Source organism: Synechococcus sp. PCC 7335, assembly GCF_000155595.1.
Classification (GTDB): Bacteria; Cyanobacteriota; Cyanobacteriia; order Phormidesmidales; family Phormidesmidaceae; genus Phormidesmis.
The window spans coordinates 612,026-634,919 of the sequence record NZ_DS989905.1; the positions used below are offsets into that span (position 1 = coordinate 612,026).

The window sequence follows — 22,894 nt, forward strand, 5'->3', positions numbered from 1 at the left end:
ATGGCAAGTTCGGCAATTGAAGTGAAAGTTGGGGACAGTGGACGGCTCGTTATTCCAGCTGAATTGCGGCATCAGATGGATCTCCATCCAGGAGATCGTCTAGTTGCGCAGATTGACGATGAGGGGCGACTAACTTTTGAAAAGGCAGAAACGATTAAGCAGCGTCTCAAACAGCAGTTTGCTCATTTGAAAGGGCAAGGTGTGATTGATGATTTGATTGATGAGCGGCGAGCAGCGGCGCGGATGGAGACGTGATGTCAGCCAATAAAACGGATAAACAGTCGCAAACAGTGGTACTAGATGCTTCCGCTCTGTTGGCATTTTTATTAGATGAGGCAGGGCACAAGCAGGTAGATGCAGTAATCGCTGAATCTGTCATGTCGAGCGTGAACTGGTGTGAGGTCGTGCAGCAGATGGTAAAGCGAGAAACCGATATGTTGGGCTGTCGGGAGAGTTTAGAAGTTTTGGGTATGTCAATTATTCCTTTTGATGCGATCGCGGCTGAGCAAACGGCTGAACTTTGGCCAGGGTCTCGTGCCTATGGATTGTCGCTAGGCGATCGCGCTTGCATTGCGCTGGGGATGGCAATGAAGGTTCCTGTTTTGACGGGCGATCGCGTTTGGGCCGATGCCTATCCCAACTCTCTTGTTCAACTCATTCGTTAATCATGGCGCAAGACTACGATCAGTATCTACACAAGGAATGGCTAGGGCTTCTACAACCAGAGGGACTAGTCGTATCGCCGCCTGCTTTGGTAGATGCGCAGGCGTTTGTGGATAAGTCGAAGGCGCTGACGCTTCAACCGGTATTGCAGGCGATCGCACAGCCGGTACTACCCAATGGAAAAGCACAGACCCATGTGCAGCAGTTTGAACCACTTGCACAGCAGATTTTGGAATGGGAGCCAGAAGACTTTGAAGAACAGGCCCAGTTGCCAGAATCTCTATCTGTGCCGCTGCCGGATTATGGTGAAACGCTGCGGCCTGACTATGCAGTCGTCGATCCAGATAGTGATGGTTGGCTGCTACTGGTGCAGTGTGTTCCGTTAGCAGCAGATTTAGACGATGACGATACGGAAGAGACTGGTTGGAAGGCAACCTACCAGCAGAAGTTCGAGCGGCTACTCAAGGGCACCCAGATTCCTATCGGAGTGCTGTGGAACGGGACGAGTTTGCGGCTGGTGTATGCGCCGAGCGGGGAATCAAGCGGGCATGTAACCTTTCCGATTGAGGCGATGACGGAGGTGCCAGGGCGAACGATTCTAGGTGCGCTGGAGATGCTGCTGGGGGCAGATCGGCTATTTAATTCGCCGACAGGTAAGACGTTGCCGAAGCTGTTGGAGGCAAGTCGAAATTATCAGGCGATGGTTTCGACCCAGCTAGCAGAGCAGGTATTGGATGCGCTGTGGGAGTTGTTGCGAGGCTTTCAGGCAGCGGATGCGCAGAGAGAAGATGGCCCGAGTGGTGGTTTGCAATCCCTTGTAGAAGAGGATTCTCAGCATGTGTACGGCGGGCTGCTGACGACACTGATGCGGTTGGTGTTTTTGCTGTATGCCGAAAATCAAGGATTGATGCCAGATGATGAGATCTACCAGGGCAATTATTCGGTGTCTGGGCTGTATGAAAAGCTGCGGGAGGATGCGGTTCACTATCCGGACACAATGGATCAGCGGTATGGAGCTTGGGCATGGCTGCTGAGTTTGTTTCGGTTAGTGTACGAGGGGGGTGGGGCTTATGAGGCGTATCTTCCAGCTCGGCATGGACAGTTGTTTGACCCGAAGGAATATGTGTTTTTAGAAGGGGAGCAAGAGATTCCTCGGGTTGCCGATGGGGTGATCTATCGAATGCTTCAGAAGCTGTTGATTTTGAACGGGGAACGGCTGAGCTATCGGGCACTGGATGTGGAGCAGATCGGCTCGGTGTATGAGGCGATTATGGGCTATGAGGTGGAGATTGCTGAAAGCCAGTCCATTGCGGTACGACCGAAAGATGTGGTGATCAATCTGGAGGCGCTGCTAGAGGCGAAGCCGAAAGATCGGGCAAAGCTATTGAAGGCAGAAGGGGAGCTGAAGCTGTCGGGAAAAGCGGCGACGGCGTTGAAGACGGCAGGGAGTGTACCGGAGTTGTTGGCAGCACTGGAGCGGCGAGTGTCGAGGCGGACTACGCAAGTATTGATGCCGGGAGCGTTGTATTTGCAGCCGGGAGAGGAGCGCAGGCGGACGGGGTCGCACTATACGCCGAGGAAGTTGACACAGCCGATTGTAGAGACGACGCTGCGGCCTATTTTTGAGCGGTTGGGCTCGCAGCCAACGGCGGAGCAGATTTTAGAGCTGAAGGTGTGTGATTTGGCTATGGGGTCGGCGGCCTTTTTGGTGGAGGTATGTCGGCAGTTGGCGGAGCGGCTGGTAGCTGCTTGGGATTATTACGGGATGCCGGAGGATGTGCCGGATGCGGTGGAGCCGTTGTTGTATGCGAGGCGGCTAGTGGCGCAGCGGTGTTTGTATGGGGTGGATAAGAATCCCTTTGCAGTGAATTTGGCGAAGCTATCGCTGTGGCTGGTGACGTTGGCACGAGATTTGCCGTTTACGTTTGTGGATCATGCGCTGAAGTGTGGGGACTCGTTAGTGGGTCTGACACGTAAGGAGATTATTGCTTTTGGCCGCGACCCGGTGCAAGATTTGCCGTTAATGAAGTACGGGCAAGAGCAGATTTTGGCCGCGACGGTGTTGAGGTCTCAGATTCAGGCAGGGGATACGTTGTCGGATGGAGATGCGGCGTTGAAGTATCAACAGTGGCAGGGTGCGGAGGCGAAGTTGTTGCAGGTGCGGATGCTGGGAGATGTGGCAGTTGCAGCATTTTTTGATGGCTGTGGTAAGAGTAAAAAAGATAAGGCGGTCTTAGTGCAGGAGTATGGGGCGATAGTGCGAGCCCAGCCAGAGCAAGTAGTGGAGATTTCTCGGAAGCTACGTGAAAGAGAGAATTCTGTGGCTCCATTAAATTGGGATATAGAGTTTCCTGAGGTGTTTGACCGAGAGAATCCGGGCTTTGACGTGATCGTCGGAAATCCACCTTTTTTGGGTGGCACAAAAATTTCAACCTCTTACGGAAAAGACTATCTGTATTGGTTGCTAGATTCCTATGATTTCTCTGGTAATCGAATGGATCTTGTAGCATATCTCTTCCGCAGAGGATTCGCATTATTAAGGGAATCAGGATGCTTGGGGTTGATTGCAACTAACACTATTGGACAAGGAGACACTCGTTCAGGTGGCCTTGCTCAAATCAGAAAACAAGGAGGTTGGATTTACAATGTTAGCAGACGCTGTAGATGGCCTGGATTAGCCGCTGTAGTTGTAAGTATTATTCATATTCAAAAAGGTAATAGAAGTCTTGCCCCCATAAAAGATCGTCAATGTGTTCAAGAGATAAACTCTTATCTGTTTCATACAAGCAATGATGAAGAACCTGCCACTCTGAAAGCCAATTCTGAAAAGTGCTTTGAAGGAAGTAAGCCATACGGACAAGGATTTTTATTTGATGATTCTGACCATAAGGCAAACTCTATTACCGAAATGAATAGACTAATAGAGAAGAATCCTAAAAATGCAGAGCGGATTTTTCCATATATAGGTGGAGAAGAGGTAAATAATAGCCCAACCCATTCTTCTCATCGATTTACGATTGACTTTGGTGAAATGACCGAGGATGAAGCATCTCATTGGCCTGATTTAGTTGCAGTTTTGCGGGAAAAGGTTAAGCCTGAACGTTCTCGAAAAGCAAAGGATGTCGCTGCTTGGCCGTGGTGGAGATATTGGCGAAGTCGCCCAAAACTATATACAGCAGCTAGAAAACTTGAACATGTTTTAGTAGTTTCTCGAATTTCGACACAGTATGTAATTGCTGTGATGCAATCCAACATGGTGTTTTCAGAGCGACTTGATGTCTTTGCTCTGTCATGGTCTGCCGGATTGAGTGTTCTTCAAAGCAGAATTCATGAGATTTGGGCAAGGTTTTTCGGATCGTCAATGAAGGACGATCTTCTCTATACTCCAACGACTTGCTTCGAAACCTTCCCCTTTCCGGAAAATTGGGAATCTGTCCCCATCCTCCAGAACATCGGTCAAACCTACTATCGATTCCGTGCCGACCTCATGGTCCGTAACAACCAGGGCCTCACTGACACCTACAATCGCTTCCACGATCCTCAAGAAACCGACTCCGAAATCCTCAAACTCCGCGGCCTTCACAACCAAATGGATCGCGCCGTCCTTAACGCCTATGGCTGGCCCGACATCGATACCACCTGTGGCTTCGCCCTCGATTACCTCGACATCGACGAAACCAATCTCCCTCCCGAAGCCCAAGATCGCATTGCCAGCGGCGACCTCCACTTCTCCGATACTGCTGAAGCTGCCGCCTTTGATAACCTCATCCAAGCCAGCCAAAAACGCCGTAAAAAACTTCCCTGGCGTTACCGTTGGCCCGAAAGTACCCACGATGAAGTCCTCGCTCGCTTACTAGACCTCAATCAGCAGCGCTACGAAGAAGAAGTAAAAGCAGGGCTGCACAGTAAGAAAAAAGGCAACAAGAGGGCTAAGACAAAGCGTAAGAAGAAATTGGCAAACGCAAGTGACCAGCTTTCTCTCATACAGGAATAGGGCTTTCTCTATCTAATACGTGCTCTTGGGATAATTGGAGAAACTTGAGTTTTCAATTTAAGTTGGTTGTACACATCCACCTCAGGATCAGAATGATAGACAGACACCACTAGCGCATATCTTTGGCTTTCGATTTCTTCTGGCTTTGCCCATTTTCGAGAGCAACTGAGTACGAGATATAGCGGCTGCTCTCCGAATCCCTTGGCTCTATCGGAGATGTTAATCTGACCCTTCTGAAGACATCCTTTTTTCCTGAGGTTGCTCCCAGGATAAAGCCCTACAGCAATCCCCTTGCCAGGATTGTTCTTCTTCAGTGTTGATAAAGATATCTCCGTAAAATCCTCTGGGGAGTCAGTTCTACTAGCATTTACAAACGCTTGTACAATACTGTCTTTGCTGACATCCTTGAAAAGATTGAATTCCATCGTGATTCCGAGGTATGAATCTCCCCGAGTTGGTCGAGTAGGTGGATCAAACGCCAGTGCGACAGACAGTATTCGAGTGCCCGGAGTGCTCAGATATTGCTCAGGAAGCGGCGGAATTTCAAATATTTGAAAGCTACCTACTGGGATCTGCCTGTCGTCTTCTAACAGAACCGCATAGTTTTCTGCGGAGTATTTAGCTCTAGTCACATCAGGATGACCGTAGCCAAAGACTTGTAGCTGTTTTGCTAACTGTTTAGTGTCATTTCTTTTTTGCTCTTGTAGAACACTTGGTAGCTCACCAGGTAATTCTGCTGAACTGGCGATAAGTGCCCTAATCAAGTTTGATGTGGCATTGGGAAACAGCGTAAAAAGCTGAGCTGCTATATTAGCCACACGCGGAGCCGCAAAGCTCGTTCCGCAATAGGCACGAAACATAGAACCTGTGAAGTCCCTTGCGAACGTCATGATAGAAGCACCTGGCTCGTTAGGAATGATCCGGGTTCTATCAATGACCAAATCACCACCAAAATCTATGAGGTCAGGCTTAATCATGCCGTCAACTCCAAATCCGCGCCGTGTGAAGGGGGAAGGATATCCCTGCACTCGTGCAATCGCAGTTCTTTGAGCATCGTTACTGTACTGAAGACTTCCTGTCCCTAATGAAATTGAGCCGACAGAAAGCGCGATCGCCGCTGTTGCGGGTTCAATAATTTTCGCACTCTCCTCAAACAGGTAATTGGGGTAGTCTATCCGCATTTGTTCGCCCGTACCCATCTCGTAAGGCAAGTTCCCAGCCGAGATCACGAATACCAAGTTCTTATGCCGAAGCTCATAGGCCAATTCGTCAATCTTCGCTGCTAGCCGAAACTGCTTTTGACCATCCTTGAAAGATAATCGAGCATCGCCTAAGGAAATATTGATGATCTTGCAATTCGCATAGTTTTGCGTGAAATATCGAACCGCATCGTCAAGCTGATTCTCCAGTAATGAGTCAGGATCATACTCATTGTTCTGATTCGTAACGCGGGCAGAAAATAGCCAAACATCCGGCTGAAAAGCATTTTCCTCGATGCCCTTACCGATATCACCATAAATGGCAATTCCAGATACGCCTGTGCCATGTCCACCCGTCAACTCATCCCCATCATCCGGCCCACCCACAATGAATTCCCTAGCTGTATCCGGAAAAACTTCAGCCTCACCCAACGCGGGTGCGATTAGTGGATGTCCTCGCGTCACTCCAGAATCAACTACCAAAACGCCGCAGTTCTGTTCACTTGGCGAGTTCACTTCTGGCAAATCTGATAGGGAAATATTGTATTCGGCAGGCGTTTCAAAGTTGGGTTTTGGTCTACGGTCGATTTCCTTGACAAAGTCCTCTTCTAGTAAGAGATTGAGGACGTCTGACGTAACTTTGATTCGGGCAATACATAGATAGCTTCCTACATAGCGATCGCTCACTCGCATCTCAGAATTATCCGACAAGCCTCTCAAGACATCGTCCAGCTCGTCTATGTACTGCCTCATTTCTGTGTTGTCACCCGTGTGCCACAGCTCTAAATCTAGTGCAGCAGTTTCTCCCGGTTCAATAGGCTCAAGTTCTAGCAATCGGCCTGTTCGATCTGCGGGTTCTAGAGCGACCAGCTCTGTAATGGCGTCTAGGTGGCCGTATTCATAAGGTGATTCAACAAGTCCGCTATACACTTCTAAACGGAACTGAAACTGAGTGAGATCTTCATCTGTTGCGAAAACGACAATCGCCTTATTCACTCTAGGTTCTTGAGCTAGTAGCGTTAGGCCAAGCGGTGAGAGTGCGCTTTCCTGTAGAGATCCGTCTGGACTTAGCTTGATCTTAAAGATCAGCTTTGGATTCAGATGAAACTGTGAAGTGTTTTGCTTTGAGCGTTGAGTTAACCCTGATATCTGAGTCAGTAACTGCTGACCGTGACTACTGCGATCGCTCCTAGATGTCCCCCCACCGCCACCGCCCCGTGATCTCCTCGGTAGTTCAATACTGGTTTTGGGTAATTCTAAATGCTCGAACTGACTCACTATACTTCTGAAGCTAAGGCTTTCTCTGATTTTTCTACGATCCGATGTCTTTCAAAATGATGCGCTACAGCGGTCTCTAAATCGGCACTCTTTATCTTCCTATCGCCACGAAGAATAACAGTTTTGATTGCGTCCGTACAGATACGCTCAATATCGGCACCAGTCGCTTGATCTAGATCAGTCGCAAAAATTTTGATGTCTACATCATTATGTTTGAGCTTGGAAAGATAACGCTTCAAAAGCGCTTCTCTAAGCTCTACGCTAGGAACCTCAAATAAGACAACCTCATCAAACCGTCTCCAGATAGCGCTGTCTAACAAAGATTCGTGATTCGTAGCTGCTACAAATAAGCTATTGCTAGTGGAGCTATCAATAAGCTGAAGTAGACTGTTGACGAGTCGTTTAATTTCGCCATGTTCGTTGAGCGTGTTTCGATCTTTAGCGATCGCATCAAACTCATCGAAGAGAACAACCCATTCGCCCCTTTCAACATAGTCAAATATTTTTTTGAGGTTGGTTGCTGTTTCTCCTAGATAAGAGGAAAACAAGGCTGATAAGTTGACGTAAACAAGCGGTATCCCTAAAACGCCTGACAGCACGTTCGCCGTTAGCGTCTTACCGCACCCTGGTGGCCCACAAAATAAAAGTTTTGACTTCGGTTGTAATCCATAGGCTGCCAAAGTCTCTTGCTTTCTATTCTCTAAAGCTACTCGCTCTAAAGTAGCCAAATTACCCTGGCTCAAGATAACGTCGTTCCAAGTTAGATGAGATTGCTTGACATCAACAAGTGCCAAACCTGTTTCTTTATCTTTCGGAGCTTCTGGATAGCCACTACTGAGATGATTGCTTGCAGGTAAAGACTTTGACTGTCCATTTTGTAGGATTCGCTCTAAGTCTCTAGCGAGCAAGTTATGATTCTTGCTTTTTTCCTCTTGAATAAGTTCCATCGCAGCAGCATAAAATACCTCCCTCTCGTTGCGAGAGAAGCTTTGAAAAAGCTTTCTTATGATTTCCCCTCTCGCCATTTTCCTAAGCTGCGCCTAACTCACCCCTGGTACCTATGGCAGTCAAGGATTTTGTTACTAAATCATATATCATTCTAAGTTGAGAGCTGAGCCATTCTGAATTCAGCTCAATGCTCAGTTATTAGTCATGTATTTGTTTTCGCTAAATAGGCCGTAATCTTACGGATTTTATGTGAAAAAGGCTTAAAGCGCTTATGAACTACGTCAAATCAACTTTTCTCCGGCTATGCTGAGAGCAGCTATTTTGATTTTGCATACATGGCGCTACAGACCTCCGCAGCAGTAAGAGCCTCTTTAATTAATGCCCTTCGACTAGACCTGATCGGTCCTGGCCCCGACGATGCCGCTCATGCCTCGGAAGTTATTCCTCAAGCGCCCTCCCGTTGGTATCTATCTGGATTCTTGGTGCCCTACGAAGCCAAATTGAGTGATCGCTCTGACCCAGATAGCGACGATAGCTTCGAGAGCGAAATTACCAAAGGCGCTAGCAATAGCGACGACGAAAAGCCCCCCGAGACAGCCTCTGCCCGCAAGGGTCACTTCCCCTCATCCATGGGATTGAGTTTTCTGTTCGCACCTGAAACTAAAGTAATAGACGTGACCGTTAGCTGGGGCGACTATGAGCCGACCGAAGCGGATGAAGCTGAGACAGAAGCTGAAACAGGTCTTCAAGTGACGACCAGCCGCGATTGGCAACGTCAGCCTCGGCTGGCTCACATCACAATTCCTCTCGACCTAGAAGAAAAATCTACTGTGGTACCCGTGACCAACAGCCAAGGCCTGGAGCTTGTGCTTTCAGTGCGGCCTATTACCCGGCAGTGCGGACTGCCTGACAACACTTACTCCGCGTCACTTTTCTTAGTCAACAAGCGATCGCCCAATAGCGAACGTGGCAAACGCGACTGCGCCTACATCTTTCAGTCTCAGCTCACAGTCAAGACCGCTATCCCTTTCATCCCGCGCCCAGACCTGCGCAATCAGGCTTTAGATGATAAAGACGAACGGCTCGCTGATCTGCAATATCGCCATGACGTAGAGTTCGTCGTAGGTCATAACGTCTCGGCAACCGCCAAGCTTTGCAAAGAGCCGAGCGATAATTCAGGTCGCCCTAAGTGCAGCGAAATCTATACAAACTGGATGCCTCAGGCCGATGTTGAAAAGGTCATTCCCGCTGAGATCGAAGGCATCAATTTAGAAATCGAAGCGCTCGGCAATGCTCCTGATGCCCAAACGATTCGTGGCATGGTGGGTGGCATGGTAACTGCTTACATAAGTTGGATCGCACAGCAAAGGGCTGCTGCCCCGACTACCCCTGAGCAACGCAAGCAGGTTGCCAGCGAGCTGCTAGACGGTGCTGAACGTGTGAATCAGCGCATTGAAGCGGGACTCAATGCGCTAGATAATCCCGATGTACTGGAGGTATTTAAGACGGCCAATCGTGCGATCGCTCGCGCCATCCGTCAGCGCTCTACTCATGGCAAAGAAAATGCTCTCCCAAAAGACATGTCACCGCCTCAGTGGAGACCCTTCCAGCTTGCCTTTTTGCTGATGAACATCGTCGGCATGGATAACCCAGAAGATCCAGACCGCGAGATTGTAGATTTGTTGTTCTTCCCTACCGGCGGCGGCAAAACAGAAGCCTATTTGGGCCTTGCTGCCTTTACCCTGGTACTTCGCCGCCTGCGCAATCCGGGTATAGAATCTGCGGGCCTCAGCGTCCTTATGCGCTACACGCTGCGCCTGCTAACGCTCGACCAGTTAGGCCGCGCCTCTACGCTGATTTGCGCATTAGAACTAGAGCGCCAGCAAAATGTAGAAAAGCTTGGCCCCTGGCCCTTTGAAATTGGTCTTTGGGTCGGGCAAGCTGCCACTGCTAATCGTATGGGCAGTAGTAAAGCTAAAGATCGCAATAGTGCCCGTGCTCGCACGCTGGCCTATCAAAACGGTAGCTCCAGTGAAGTGCCGATCCCACTGGATAACTGTCCATGGTGTGGTGAGAGATTCAGCGCTAAATCTTTTCAGCTTCTGCCGACACCGGATAGACCCACCGATCTGCGCATCACCTGCGTCAATCGGAAGAAACGTCCGGATGGCAAACCCAAATGCGTCTTTCGCCGCGATCAGTCGCTGCCCATTGTCACCGTCGATGAACCAATCTATCGTCGCCTGCCCTGCTTTCTCATTGCCACTGTCGATAAGTTTGCAAACCTGCCCTGGGTCGGTGAAACGGCTGGTTTGTTTGGCAAAGTAGAACGCTACGACACTCAAGGATTTTACAGTCCTGCTCAGCCAAACTTAGGCGCGAGCTTGAACAAACCGCTACTGCCACCTGACCTGATCATCCAAGACGAGCTGCACCTGATTTCCGGCCCGCTAGGGACGATGGTAGGCCTGTATGAAACAGCAATCGATGCCCTCTCGACAACCGAACGCAACGGTAAAACAATTCGGCCTAAGATTGTTGCTTCTACGGCAACCGTTCGCCGTGCCAATAGTCAAATCCTGGCGCTCTTTGGCCGCAATACTGTAGAAGTCTTTCCCTCTCCTGGCCCCGACCGTCGCGATTCCTTTTTTGCAAAAACGGTTCCTGTTGAAGAGAGAAATGGCCGTAGCTATCTTGGTGTGGCAGCGCAAGGACGGAGTTTGAAAGTTGTTTTACTACGAACGTATTTGGCTCTCTTAGGGGCTAGTCGGAAGGCATGGGAAGAAGCAGGCGGCGCACGTAATAAGAATAACCCTGCAGATCCTTACATGACGCTGATGGGCTATTTCAACAGTTTGAGAGAGCTAGGCGGCAGTCGTCGAATTGTAGAAGATGAAGTGCGATCGCGGCTGGAGGTGTATGGCGATCGCAAGCGAGAAGGCGAAGAAATAAGCCTATTTGCCAATCGTAAAATCAAAGAGCCACTAGAGCTGACTTCAAGGGTCAATACCAGTCAGGTGGCCGAAGCCAAAAGCCGGTTGGAAACTACCTTTCATCACGAAGATGCCAAAAAAGCTGTAGATGTGGCGCTGGCTACCAATATGATTTCTGTGGGACTCGATATCTCAAGACTAGGCACGATGGTTGTTCTCGGTCAGCCTAAAACGGCGTCAGAATATATTCAAACCACCAGCCGAGTCGGGCGAGATGACAAACGCCCTGGGTTAGTCGTCACCCTGCTAAACCTCCATAGACCGCGCGATAGATCTCACTACGAACGCTTTCAGTCATGGCATAGAACTTTCTACCGGGCGGTGGAAGCCACCAGCGTGACGCCCTTCTCTCCTCGCGCGCTCGACAGAGGGCTACCTGGGGTTACTGTTGCACTTGCTCGCTTAGGCCATAGCGAACTCACACACCCAGAAGGCGCAGGTCAGATGACACAGCATCGCCAAGAACTGGATTTTGTAGTTGAGGTGCTTTCCAAACGCGCTGAAGCACATAACGTAAATATGGATAATCAGCAAACAGAAGCACTCAGGCTCAAAGTGCGCGGCTATGTAAAAGATCTGCTAGACAGTTGGTCGAATGTGGCAACAGATCTCTCTGAAAACTTGCAGTACCAAAAGGAAGTCGGAAAAGCCCCTCCGCTGCTATTTACCCCGCTTGATCCCAACTTGAAGAAGCAAAACAAAGATGCCCGCAAATTCAAAGCTCAGCGCAGTCTTCGAGATGTGGAACCTACCGTCAACCTTTGGCTACACGATCCTAATGGTGAGGAGATAGAGAGCGATCTCTAAGTAACGTCAGTTCGGTTTAAGCAGCAGGGGGAAGTTCCCACTCCATATGGAGAGAAGGCTTCTTCGGTTGGTGGCAATAAGCAATCAGTCCACAGAGGATGTTGACCCAGCAGTTGACCGGACTACGGTGACGAGAATGCTCTATCTGCGAAATGTTCTTCAGTTGGTCGATAATCGTTTCGATGATGGAACGTTTGCGCGAGAGCAGCTTGTCAGTAAGCCGCACTAGCTGGTTCTTCATATTGCGCCGAGGCTTAGCAAAGAACTCGATGTTGAACACCTCGAGTAGTTGCTTAGCCAGCTGCTTCGATACATAGCCTTTGTCTGCGAAGACTTTTCCCCATAGTCCAGTGAGTAAGTCAAAGGCGGGCTCACGGTCGTCCGTATTGCCCGGGGTCAGGGTGAGGTTGAGCAGTTCACCGCACTCGTTCACCACCAGATGTAGTTTGAAGCCATAGAACCAGCCGACAGAGGTTTTGCCCCTAGCCGCCGTATCTTTGCAGACCTTATGCTGCCAGATCCGACGGTTGTGGCAGACCGATAGACTGGTCGCATCGATAAAACTAATGCCTGTACAACGGCCGAAGCAGCGCTTTAGATAACAGCACAGCGGGAACAAACAAGAGGGCGTCCATTCGACAAAGCGGTTATAGCTGACTAGCGTTGGAAACGCTTGCTTCCAGTACTGGCATACATGATGAACGTAGTAGTGTTTGAAGGTGCGGTAGTGGCTTTGGTGAAAGCCGATGAGTATCGTCATGATTTCGCTCAAGCTCAGTGAGCGAGCGCGTTGTCGCGTCTTCAGATGGTGGCTTAGCAGCTGACGCTGCCAGAGGGGTTCAAACACTTGGCAAAAGTCATCGACGTGGCAGAACAGTTCTTCTAAGCTGAACATAGTGGAGGATAGGGCTGATGGGTTTTACAACTTCAGCTTACCTATCCTCCTTTCTTCAAGCTTTCCTTATCCCGAACTGACGTTAAGTAAGCAGTATGCGTAAGAAAACCCGACAAGTTCCCCCTGAAGGTGAAATCCGCCAGAGTCAAGTTCTCTCTAGCTTTGGCCCTGGCTCAATGGTCGATTTGCCCAACCATTCCATCATTATGGGTGGCCTCAACCACTGGAAGTTTGGTAACGAGCCTAACCCTATTGTAGAGCCTCGCTTAGAACAGTTTCTTCAGCAAAAGCTAGGCGTTTCAAAGATTGCGCTGTATGAACCCCCTGCGAACAACTAAGATCCAACAGCGCCTAGAACAGGCATTCAAAGCTTCATGTTCCCCGGTTGGTTTGTTGCTCAATTAGACAGCAGCTTTCAAGGCCCTAGCGGAAAAATCTACCGGACTCGCCCACTGGTTCCCTGGCGTGCTATCTCACCTTTGGGCGGAAAATATTTAGATGAAAATAGAAAGAAGAAGCCAGTTGTTCCGGTTCGATTTGTCCAAGCTTGCGTCTATGGCCACATTGGTGATATCGATTGGCGCGGCTATGTGCATAAGGGAACCGCTTGTACCGGTAACCTTTGGCTAGATGAAGGCGGTACTGGCAGCGACTTTGCCGATATCTTTGTGCGCTGTGAGTCCTGCAAAGCTCGCCGCGCCCTCTCAGACGCAACCTTGCCAGGATTAAATGCATTAGGCAGCTGCCGAGGCGATCGCCCTTGGCTTGGAAAACACGCCCGTCAAGAATGCGTCGATGAAGATGGGAAAAGAACACCCAACCGACTGCTAGTACGCTCGGCGAGTAACGCATACTTTTCGCAAACTCAGAGTGTGATTTCGCTGCCCAGCGCCGACGATAATATCAAAAAAGCAGTCGGTCAGTTTTACGAAAACGATTTGCAGTATTTAGAAGATATCAGCGAGCTAAGGTTTGCTCGCCGAAAGCCTCAAATTTCCAATCCCTTAGAAGGCTTCTCAGACGAAGCTGTGTGGCAAGAGATTCAGCGGCGAAAAAGCGGCAAACCCACAGAACAGAAAAAGATTAAACAAGTAGAAATAGAGACACTTCTTTCTCAGCCTGACGAGATTGGAGAAGACTTGCCAGACAGAGACTTCTACGCTCGCAACCTTTCTCTAGACCATCTTTCACTCTCTCTTAAAACGTACATCGATCGAATTGTTCTGGTGCATCGGCTCAGAGAAGTTCGCGCTCAAGTGAGCTTTACTCGCTTCGAGCCGCCTTTTTCTGATATTGACGGAGAATTAGACCTTAGCTTAGGGGTTCGCACAGCCGCTTTAGGTCTCGATACCGATTGGTTTCCAGCTATTGAGGTTAAAGGTGAAGGCGTCTTTGTTTCATTTAAACCAGAGACTATCGACGCATGGCGACAAAAAGAGACAGTCAAAAAGCGAGAGCAAGAACTAAAAAAAGGGTTCAATCGGTGGCTCAGCCGTAAGGAGATAAAGTTAAATAACTCAGATGATAAACCGCAGTACACCTTTCCGGGTTTACCTTATATCATGCTGCATACCCTATCGCATCTGCTGATTACCTCTATTTCCTTAGAGTGTGGTTACTCTGCTAGCGCCATTCGAGAGCGTGTCTACGCAGGCACTTCAGGCTACGGCATTCTACTTTACACCGGCTCATCTGGTTCTGAAGGAACACTGGGCGGCCTAATTCAAATTGGGCGAAAACTAGAGCACCACTTGCTAACCGCTTTAGAATCTGGTCGCCTTTGCTCTAATGATCCGGTCTGCGCACAGCACACGCCGGACGAACTTTATGAAGAGCGCTTTCGTCACGGTGCGGCTTGCCACGGCTGCGTACTCATCTCCGAAACTTCTTGCGAACAAGGCAATGAGTTTTTAGACAGGGCATTGGTAGTCGATACGGTAGAAACGACGGGCGCTGCCTTCTTTCCAGCGTCGATGAGTTAATCTACAGTTTTGAGACATGGCCTCAGTATTTCATCAGCTTAGTCGGCCTGCTATGGAAGGATTGATGGATGCGATCGCTCGTAATCGCATTCGCTTGCCTTGCCATCCTTCAGCATTGGCGAATATAGTGCCAAATGCGCTGATGAGTGACGTTGCGATCGTAATCAATCAGCTCAGTGAGCAGGGAATGCAGGGTCAGCATTTGGCTTATATGCTCAAACTGTTGGCTGAAGAAAGAGTGCGATCTCAGCAAAAACGCAATGACATTGACTTGGTTTGGACAGGCGAAGAAGTACAGGGTACGGAGAGTCGCGACACGCGCGTTGTTGTAAAAGAACTTTTTGACAGCGTAAACAAGAGCGTTCTGATTTCTAGCTATGCCTTAGATACCGGACATAAGGCAAAAGCGCTATTTCAGCCCCTTGCTCAAAGGATGAGCGATAAGCCGGACTTGCAAGTTCGGTTATTTGTGAATATTAATCGTCCCTACGGCAAGAATAGTCAGTCAGATGCTGTGTTACTACGCGAGTTCTCTGAAACCTTTCGCCGTAGCACTTGGCCAGGGAGTCGGATGCCTGAGGTGTTCTACGATCCGAGATCTTTATCCAAGGAGAAAGCACCCCGTGCTTGTCTCCATGCTAAGTGCGTAGTGATTGACGATGAGCGACTTCTGGTGACCTCTGCTAACTTTACAGAAGCTGCCCATCAAAGAAATATCGAGGCAGGTGTCTTGTTGTGGGATATCACAGCAGCAAAAGCGATGCGATCTCAGTTTGAGAGGCTAGTCGCTCGAAAGAGGCTTTGTCGTTTACCTGGAATTTGACTGTGCGGTCGCCTTGGCTCCGAACACTGTTACTGTTAGCTACTCGTGGTTACTTCTTAAACGGCTTATAAAAGTAACACGAATAGCCAATCTGAATTACTCAGTAACGGCATTCACGCCCTAGGTATCGCTCTTCAATGACCCTAGGTAAGGAAATATACTGTAGGAGTTGTTGATGAGGTCAGTGTGATGATAGCGCCGTGCACTGCTAAGCCTACGGTTCGCTTTGTCCGATGAGTACTGCGAGAGCTCCCGAAATTTGTTCGCTTGTGTCGGGCTGTCGTAAAAGAAACTATGAAAATACAACATGCTTCCTTCTTTTATCGCCTAGTTAGAGCTGTTGATTGCCCAGATTAGAGCCTCCGGCCCAATTGCTGATGCTAATGCACGGCTGGGTATCTCAACACATTCTAAGTCAGGCTGTGAGTATGCTCGTCTGCACAACGGTACTGAGCTGAGCGCATGCGGTCGAGTCGGCAGTGAGAAATATCTTGAGGTGCTGGCCACCCTTCAAGGGGTCGCGCTCTCGACATCAAGATGGAAGCAGCATTTGATGAGCTGTGCGTAGCTACCGAGCAAGCAGTCGAAGAACCAGGTGAGCAAGCGATTCATGAGGCTTGCCATCGCCGAGCGCAGCAAACTAATCGGGTGGTTGAGGTGATATGGTTCTGGGCTCGTCCGCCTGCCAGCTCATTTAAAAAGCTTGCAATATTGCAGACTTAATTTAGATAAATAGAAAGCACTACTCTTTCTAAATGAGCGCTCACGGCAGCGTACATCCCAAACTGTTTCGCTGTGCTTGCTTGTGCAGTAGGCTTCAAGCAGCCACTGTGCGAGTTTGACCCATAGTCATTGCACTAAGTATGCAACTATTGCTGAATCAATCAGAAATTAAGCTTGCAAATATAGCAGACTAGATATAGTATCTGGCCAAATAGAAAGTCTGCAATATTGCAGACTTATTTAATAGGCTACCTTATGAAACGCTTTCAAGTTGCGATTGCCTCTAGCAAAGGAGGCGTAGGAAAAAGCGCCGTATCTATCCACATTTGCTATGCACTCTCCCAGAAAGGCTTTGAAGTTGTCTTGGCAGATGCAGATAGCAACCAAAGCTCAACCTACTGGGCCGAACGAGCCGAGCAGAATGGACACAGCCTTGGCTTTTCTGTGATCGATGGCATTCAGGGTCAGGTTCCTAAAAACTGTGAAATTCTATGGATTGATACACAAGGGAATCCAGACTTACAGGAGTTAGAGAAGCTATCTCAGAATATGGACTTAGTGATTCTGCCCTGTGGTGTTGACGCTGGGGAGGTCACCGCTACACTTCGTTCTATCAACCAGGCAAAGCTATCGGTCGACAAGTACAAAATCCTGTTAGCCCGCGTCCCACCCAAACCTAATAAGCGAGGAGAGCGACTGCATGAGCAGTTCCAGAAAGCAGGTCTACCTATCCTCGACCAATCTATACAAAACCGTGTTTGTCACTATGATGCGAATGAAAGTGGTTTAACACTGGGTCAGATGAAAGGTAGAGCCGCCAGTGCAGGCGCAAGAGAGTATGCAAGGTTAGCAGACGAGATTCTAGAGATTCTAGGAGTTGAGTTATGAATTTAGATAATCTGATTGCTCAGACTAACGCTGGGAGTGAGAGTAGAATCGCTCAGCATCAGAACCTGACGTCCGTGGAGATTAAGGGCTCTCTTCCCTTTGAAGACATTAAAGACAGAGCTAACCCAGATTCTCGCCCCATTGACTCTGCTCACGTTGCTGAGCTAGCAGACTCGATCGCCGCCATCGGACTGATCACCCCGATCGCAGTCGATAAGAATGGTTGCCTGCTAGCAGGCGGACACCGACGAGCAGCGCTAGCTTTAATAAAGGCGTCAAATTTCAAAGCCTGGAACCAGCATTTTCCTAGTTCTCGGGTTGAGGTCAGAGTGTTCGATTTTGACTCTGCTGCTGAGCCATCACGGGCATTGGATATAGAAGTAGAAGAAAACCAACAGCGTAAGAACTATAGTCCGAAAGAAATTCGAGCATTGGCAGACCGACTGAAGAATGCTGGCTATCAGGACTATCCTGGTAGACCACCAAAAGGTGTGAAAACACTTACGAAGGCGTTGACAGAGCTGACTGGCAAATCTACGCGCACAGTGAAGGGGCATCTAGCGAAGGAAACTAATGCTAAGCGGATAGCTGCGATACAGCTAGAGACTCTAGTGAATAGAGCTATTAAAGCAGTTGAGTTAGTGGGGAAGCATTCGGACTTCTCGGAAGCAGAGCAGAAGTATTTGCAGACCGCAATCAAACAGCTTTCAAAGATCAGCCTCTAAAAAGTCTGCAATATTGCAAGCTTTTCGGAGGCTTAGTACTTTACCTACTTTGGTGGGCACAAGGACCGACAAATAACTGAACGATGGCGTCAGGTATTTTTATAGGTATCTAATAACCAGGAGATAGAGCTTTGTCAAATAAGATAAGCCGCAGCGAATTCCTACAAGAAATAGTAGAAACTATAGTAGAAACCACAGATACAAGCGCCTTGTCATCATCTGATAACTACCATTATTTAGCCAGAGAAGTATGACAAAGATTCCAGATCTAAGAGAGAAATCCGATCTTATCAAAGGGTTTGAACAAGGGAGTAAAGTTACTGTGCTATGTGCTTTATATCTCGCCGCTGCCTTAGTTTTTCTCCTTTTGATTAGTTCCTTATGGACATCAACTGAAGCAGAGAAATCTACTCCAGCACAGCAAACCTTATTCAAGGTAATCAGTCCTGAGAACTGACTGAACTTTGCTCAGCTATCTTCCCCGTAACCCTACGCTGGATAGCCTGTATTCTTTGGGCTCTTTCGATGACCAACGTTGACTGAGCAATCGTAGTTGTACATTTTGGTATCCTTAATGACTAATCTTTGCGTTGAAAACACCACAGCGGTATTTGGCCTCATGCTCACTATTATTGGTCTGTGCATATTCATTTCCGCCGTCGCCATCTTCATCAGCGAGAAAGACAAGGCAGCAGCACGCAAATACATGAGCGACTATAGTAACGAGGGCATTTCTCCAAAAGAAGTCAACACTCCATAACACCTTCTGATGGCTCCGGCCAAAGTAACTAATTAGAGACTCTACTTATGTCTATTTTCTGCGACCAAAAGCTACTCTTCTTGTTTGGCACGATCACAATTTTAATTACTCTCCTTTTCATGCTATATGACCTTACTGTAGTCTCTTGCTGATGATATGGTTTATCGTCTTCCAAAAGGTTCTTTCGTCACTGACTTGCGAGTTAGCAAGCATCTTTAGTGCTTCTACTATCCACTGCCTTTTATCAGTTGTATATCTCAATCCAAAGTCAGTTAGCGATGACTCTAACTCGCCTAGCGGATATATGCAAAGACCATGATCTAATAGCAGACTATACAAATCGTCAAATTTCTCCTGAGCTAAGGGAGAAAGGCCTGCTCTGCCTTTTTCCTTTAGCTCTTTCCAGGGCTTCGTGAGATTAGCGGCTTCATTAGCTCTTTTCTGCAAAAATTTAAGCGCTTTGCCAACCTCTTCTTCTGATGCGTCATCATCAATTTCAGTAACTTTAGTGTTTATGCGAGCTAGTATATCTCTGAAATTTTCTAACCTAGTTTTTGCTGGTACTTGATTCGCTTCTTGCGCTATTAGGCTTCGGATTTCCAGAACTGTATTTTGTTGGGCTTGTGGAATACCTAACTGAACCATTGCTTGAGATATCTCTGTCTCTACTCTAAGCATATCGAAGTCCACAATGCCAGCGTGCTTAACGCCCATCATTGAATAGAGTTGAAGGACTTTTGCAACAGTCTGCTTATTCTCAGCAGCAACGAAGTGTGCTTCCAGTTCTTTATTAACGTGATTGAACGCTGAAGCAAAGAATTTGGCATCGGCATCGGATTCAGTAACGATGACAGATGAGTAGAATAAGCCATCTAAAACACGTGCAGAGCTTAGTAAAGGATTTGAAGTGATTTGGTTTAATGCTTCTGAATCTATTTCACAAAATGAATTTTTGTTTTCTGTGCGATCAATACGGATAATCGTTACATTCTCCACAGTACTTAGAATTCCTCGCAGCACGTCTGAGCTGTGGGTAGCAACAAAACAATAAGCTGTCGATCATCCGAGGCGGCATTTCCAATTATTCTTCCAATATGAAACGCCTGTGGCGGATGCAGGAATGCTTCTGGTTCGTCAATCGCAACGACAGAGCGCTGAACTGCTTTCAGTGCAGTGATGATCGTTGTGAAGCTTCGAACACCATCACCTTGTTCCTCTAATCGCTCACGTCTCGACATTGGTTTTAGTGCGTCGCGAGGATCAGATGGCACGTCATCAAAATCTGATGAAAATCTTATACGGAGATGTTGAATGTCCGAATAGTCAAGTCGAATTTGTTTTCCGAAGTATCTATATACAGTCTCAGAAATTTCATTTTCTACAGCGCTTCCTGCACTGTATAGGTACTGCATTAGATTTCCAGGTCTTTGGGCTGACTGTGGTGTGGATGAGTCAGCAAGCAGGGAAAGGCGAGTGTCTGTTTTGAGATGGACAATCGCTCCACCCATAAACTGCCTTAGTCTATTTTGTCTATCATTTCCTGAGATTATGTCAGTTATCGCTTCCTCTGCACTAGCACCACTTGCTCCCCAAGTTGTTTGAGATCCGTCAGCTTCCTGCAAATCGCTCTTTAATGATTCGATTTTGTACGAGCTTAGTTCAAGGATAGGCGGATCGGGCAAAACCTTAGTCATCTCTTGCCAAGAGCTTGGTCCATCTATATCGACTTTTGAGACAATAACTGGTTTAGGCCGAGTTGGTAGACCTTCCGATTGAGAAAAAGCGATTGACTCGCTAAGCGCTCTGCTCTTCCCAACATTATTAGGCCCGACAAAGACGGTCATATTCGATAGAGAGACTGTACTTCCATCGTTGAATGTAATCTTTTTTATTTGGAATGGTGTTGCTGGGTTCACTGAGTGCTTTTTCTTCAATATCTGCTCCCTATATCTTGCCTTGAACTCTACAAACCGCGTCAACCGCCACCGCTACATTACGATCTGCCGATCTCGCCACCGTCAGAAGCGGCCTGATTTGATGTCTGTTAGTTAGTACTTTTCTGAGAAGTCAATTTTTTGGGGGCTGTAACTCAGTGTTCACAGCGCTTTCAGCATATGGCTGGATTTTCCACGAGTCGGGGCCATACCCCGTGTAGGTTGCCGTTGCCCCTGGCTTGCCTGTCTTTTCCTTTACTTCCCAATTAGCCAAGACATCGGGCGAAATCCAAAATGTTAGACTGCTTCTCTGTTTCAGACCCTTGTTATACTCGGACCAGTTGCGAACGCGGTAGCTCATGAGGTTGCGGTTTTTGGTGGTACTTAAACCTTACTTCACTGCCCCGTCCGCAACCCCTATTCGTGCAACAACGCCACTCATTACAGCAAATATCTCGAAGATAGGATAGGGTGATCGCGCTAATTGAACAACAGCGGGCATCTCCCTCGACTTCATGCTCCGTCCCACTCTTACCGCTTCCACACTCCCAGCAGTAATCGCGCTCTGTTACACAGACCAATAATACGAGCGATCGCTCTGCTAGAGATAGAGAAAGAGGGGCAATCAGGGGATGAAGTTGTAGTAATGTCAGCTCAACTGTGATTCTGTCAGCCAAAGCACGTAGTTTTATTAATAACCTATGTAACTGAAAAACAAAGAAAATCCGTAATAATTTCCTATGACTGAAAACTCGGAAGATAGTGTTCAACATTCAGGACGTGCAAATTAGCTAAAAAAGGACGAGTCAGGATTGGGGCTGCTAACGGCTACCAAATCAGTCTCTATGAGCTTGGTAGATAGGTAAAGCGTTCGACGGCTCCCTTTGGCAATTAAATTTAAGCTCCCCTTTAGTCCAGTAAGCATGTCATGAATCGTCAGGTAACAGTTGATGAAGCCTTGGAGCGTCTAGAAGACCTCTTAGAGTCAGATTACTGCAATCAAATTCAAGCTTCTATCTTCCGTAGTATTTGGGACGGTCAGTCCTACATAGAGATTGCCAATAGCACAGAATATGACTATGGCCATTCGAAAGATATTAACGCACAGCTTTGGCGATGTCTCTTGGAGACTTTAGGGAAAAAGGTTACTAAAAGCTACGTTCGTAACACGTTGTGCAAAATAAGTAGGAATAACCTTCAGGTAGGTGAGCCACCTGTTGCGAACTTAAACACACTCAAGGTAAAGCAAAGCTGGGAAGGAAGGATTGATGTTGAAAGGCTCTACGGTCGCTGCGAAGAACGCCGTATCCTAATAGATTGGATCATTCAAGACTGCTGTCGTTTAGTGTCTATCTTGGGTATAGGAGGTATAGGTAAAACAGCTCTTATCTTCAAACTAGCCGCAAATATTCAAGCGCATTTCGACTACGTCATTTGGCGGTCTCTTCAACGTGATTTCCCAATAGAAGAGCTACTATCTGACATCATCCGGTTTCTATCAGACCAACAAGATACGTCAGTACCTAACCTAGATGATCGAACAATCAGCTACCTGCTGATACACCTACGACAGAATCGTTGCCTCCTAGTACTCGACAACGCAGAGTCTGTTCTGCGAAAGGATACAGGTGCTGACTGTTATCAAGAAGCCTATCAAGCATACGGTTCTCTGTTTAGAAGAATCGCGGATGCATCTTATCAAAGTTGCTTGCTGATAACGAACCGGGAAAACCCACTGGGCATATCGCGTAGGGATAGGACACATTCGCTCGTTAATAGCCTACGCATTAATGGGCTTGACCCTACTACTAACAATAAGATTTTTCAGACAAGATTATCTATTGTGGAGAACGAATACGAACAACTATATAACCACTATCGCGGTAATCTACTAACTCTCAAGATAGTGGCTGCAACGGTTAAGTCAGTGTTTGATGGAAGGGTTGCTGAGTTCTCTAATTGTGACACCTTACTTTTTAGGAAACTGTGGGATGTACTAGAACGGCAGTTTGCTCGGTTGACTGAGTTAAAGAAGCGAGTGATGTACTGGCTAGCTGTCAATCGAGACTGGGTGAAACTGCCTGATCTCAGAGAAGAGCTACTGTCAACGGTATCTTATCGAGCGCTACTAGAAGCGACAAAATTACTAAAAGTTCGTTTTCTAATTGAAACAGGTATAGAAGGCATCACGCAGCAGCCTATTGTCATGAAATATACATATGCCAGAGCGATTGATTATTCAGTTCTATGGAGGAGTAAATCAATGTAACGATGGACTCTTC

19 protein-coding genes are annotated in these 22,894 nt (G+C 47.8%); 13 read left to right on the forward strand and 6 right to left on the reverse strand.

Annotated elements, in window-relative coordinates; all coding sequences use genetic code 11:
- Genes S7335_RS22405 through S7335_RS22415 form a run of 3 tightly spaced genes read left to right on the forward strand, consistent with a single transcriptional unit; the run spans position 1 to position 4,657 of the window.
- Positions 1–255 carry an AbrB/MazE/SpoVT family DNA-binding domain-containing protein gene (locus S7335_RS22405; protein WP_006458454.1) on the forward strand — a complete coding sequence of 85 codons (255 nt, stop codon included), beginning with the start codon at positions 1–3 and terminating at the stop codon, positions 253–255.
- Positions 255–665 (forward strand): type II toxin-antitoxin system VapC family toxin, encoded by a 411-nt coding sequence (locus S7335_RS22410; protein ID WP_006458001.1) that lies wholly within the window; start codon positions 255–257, stop codon positions 663–665. The genes S7335_RS22405 and S7335_RS22410 overlap by 1 nt, the downstream gene beginning before the upstream one ends.
- Before the next feature lie 2 nt (positions 666–667).
- Entirely contained in the window at positions 668–4,657 is a 3,990-nt protein-coding gene (locus tag S7335_RS22415) for a type IIL restriction-modification enzyme MmeI (protein WP_006458458.1), read from the forward strand.
- Between the two features lie 8 nt (positions 4,658–4,665).
- Here S7335_RS22415 and S7335_RS22420 read toward each other — a convergent pair whose 3' ends face one another.
- Both S7335_RS22420 and S7335_RS22425 read right to left on the reverse strand, forming a co-directional pair.
- The gene (locus S7335_RS22420) at positions 4,666–7,134 is read right to left on the reverse strand and encodes a S8 family peptidase (RefSeq protein WP_006457796.1); all 2,469 of its coding nucleotides are present in this window, start codon (positions 7,132–7,134) and stop codon (positions 4,666–4,668) included.
- Positions 7,134–8,081: an AAA family ATPase gene (locus S7335_RS22425; RefSeq protein WP_006457909.1), complete on the reverse strand. Its 948-nt coding sequence runs from the start codon at positions 8,079–8,081 to the stop codon at positions 7,134–7,136. Before S7335_RS22425 ends, S7335_RS22420 begins: the two co-directional genes overlap by 1 nt.
- 336 nt (positions 8,082–8,417) lie before the next feature.
- On the opposite strand from S7335_RS22425, the gene drmA reads away from it, so the two are divergent.
- The gene (drmA, locus tag S7335_RS22430) at positions 8,418–11,882 is read left to right on the forward strand and encodes a DISARM system helicase DrmA (RefSeq protein WP_006458084.1); all 3,465 of its coding nucleotides are present in this window, start codon (positions 8,418–8,420) and stop codon (positions 11,880–11,882) included.
- Positions 11,883–11,898: 16 nt separating this feature from the next.
- Here the strand turns inward: drmA and S7335_RS22435 are convergent, their stop codons facing one another.
- Entirely contained in the window at positions 11,899–12,777 is an 879-nt protein-coding gene (locus S7335_RS22435; RefSeq protein ID WP_006454164.1) for an IS982 family transposase, read from the reverse strand.
- Positions 12,778–12,872: 95 nt separating this feature from the next.
- Here S7335_RS22435 and S7335_RS28595 point away from each other — a divergent pair, with 95 nt between their 5' ends.
- The 8 genes from S7335_RS28595 to S7335_RS22470 all read left to right on the forward strand — a co-directional run bounded on the left by S7335_RS28595 (position 12,873) and on the right by S7335_RS22470 (position 18,678).
- The gene (locus tag S7335_RS28595; RefSeq protein ID WP_006458287.1) at positions 12,873–13,115 is read left to right on the forward strand and encodes a hypothetical protein; all 243 of its coding nucleotides are present in this window, start codon (positions 12,873–12,875) and stop codon (positions 13,113–13,115) included.
- A 24-nt stretch (positions 13,116–13,139) separates the two neighbouring features.
- Positions 13,140–14,759: a DUF1998 domain-containing protein gene (gene drmB / locus S7335_RS22440; protein WP_227500107.1), complete on the forward strand. Its 1,620-nt coding sequence runs from the start codon at positions 13,140–13,142 to the stop codon at positions 14,757–14,759.
- 16 nt (positions 14,760–14,775) lie between these two features.
- On the forward strand, positions 14,776–15,582 hold the full coding sequence (drmC, locus tag S7335_RS22445; protein ID WP_006458070.1) for a DISARM system phospholipase D-like protein DrmC: 807 nt from the start codon (positions 14,776–14,778) through the stop codon (positions 15,580–15,582).
- A gap of 537 nt (positions 15,583–16,119) precedes the next feature.
- Positions 16,120–16,305 carry a hypothetical protein gene (locus S7335_RS22450; protein ID WP_006458410.1) on the forward strand — a complete coding sequence of 62 codons (186 nt, stop codon included), beginning with the start codon at positions 16,120–16,122 and terminating at the stop codon, positions 16,303–16,305.
- A gap of 255 nt (positions 16,306–16,560) precedes the next feature.
- Positions 16,561–17,193, forward strand: coding sequence for a ParA family protein (locus S7335_RS22455; RefSeq protein ID WP_006458400.1), 633 nt, complete (start codon positions 16,561–16,563; stop codon positions 17,191–17,193).
- Positions 17,190–17,918: a ParB N-terminal domain-containing protein gene (locus S7335_RS22460; protein WP_006457829.1), complete on the forward strand. Its 729-nt coding sequence runs from the start codon at positions 17,190–17,192 to the stop codon at positions 17,916–17,918. The genes S7335_RS22455 and S7335_RS22460 overlap by 4 nt, the downstream gene beginning before the upstream one ends.
- A gap of 250 nt (positions 17,919–18,168) precedes the next feature.
- The gene (locus S7335_RS22465) at positions 18,169–18,375 is read left to right on the forward strand and encodes a hypothetical protein (RefSeq protein WP_006458013.1); all 207 of its coding nucleotides are present in this window, start codon (positions 18,169–18,171) and stop codon (positions 18,373–18,375) included.
- Positions 18,376–18,492: 117 nt separating this feature from the next.
- Positions 18,493–18,678, forward strand: a complete 186-nt coding sequence (locus tag S7335_RS22470; protein WP_038019515.1) for a hypothetical protein — start codon at positions 18,493–18,495, stop codon at positions 18,676–18,678.
- 132 nt (positions 18,679–18,810) lie between these two features.
- On the opposite strand, the gene S7335_RS22475 is transcribed toward S7335_RS22470, so the two are convergent.
- The 3 genes from S7335_RS22475 to S7335_RS29310 form a co-directional block, all read right to left on the reverse strand.
- Positions 18,811–19,674, reverse strand: coding sequence for a hypothetical protein (locus S7335_RS22475; RefSeq protein ID WP_006458445.1), 864 nt, complete (start codon positions 19,672–19,674; stop codon positions 18,811–18,813).
- 5 nt (positions 19,675–19,679) lie between these two features.
- Complete coding sequence (locus tag S7335_RS22480) at positions 19,680–20,522, reverse strand: AAA family ATPase (RefSeq protein ID WP_038019518.1); 843 nt, start codon at positions 20,520–20,522, stop codon at positions 19,680–19,682.
- 481 nt (positions 20,523–21,003) lie between these two features.
- Positions 21,004–21,129: a hypothetical protein gene (locus S7335_RS29310; protein WP_006457964.1), complete on the reverse strand. Its 126-nt coding sequence runs from the start codon at positions 21,127–21,129 to the stop codon at positions 21,004–21,006.
- Positions 21,130–21,540: 411 nt separating this feature from the next.
- Between S7335_RS29310 and S7335_RS22490 the strand changes: the two genes are divergently transcribed.
- Positions 21,541–22,881, forward strand: a complete 1,341-nt coding sequence (locus S7335_RS22490; RefSeq protein WP_006458194.1) for an NB-ARC domain-containing protein — start codon at positions 21,541–21,543, stop codon at positions 22,879–22,881.
- Positions 22,882–22,894: the final 13 nt, after the last annotated feature.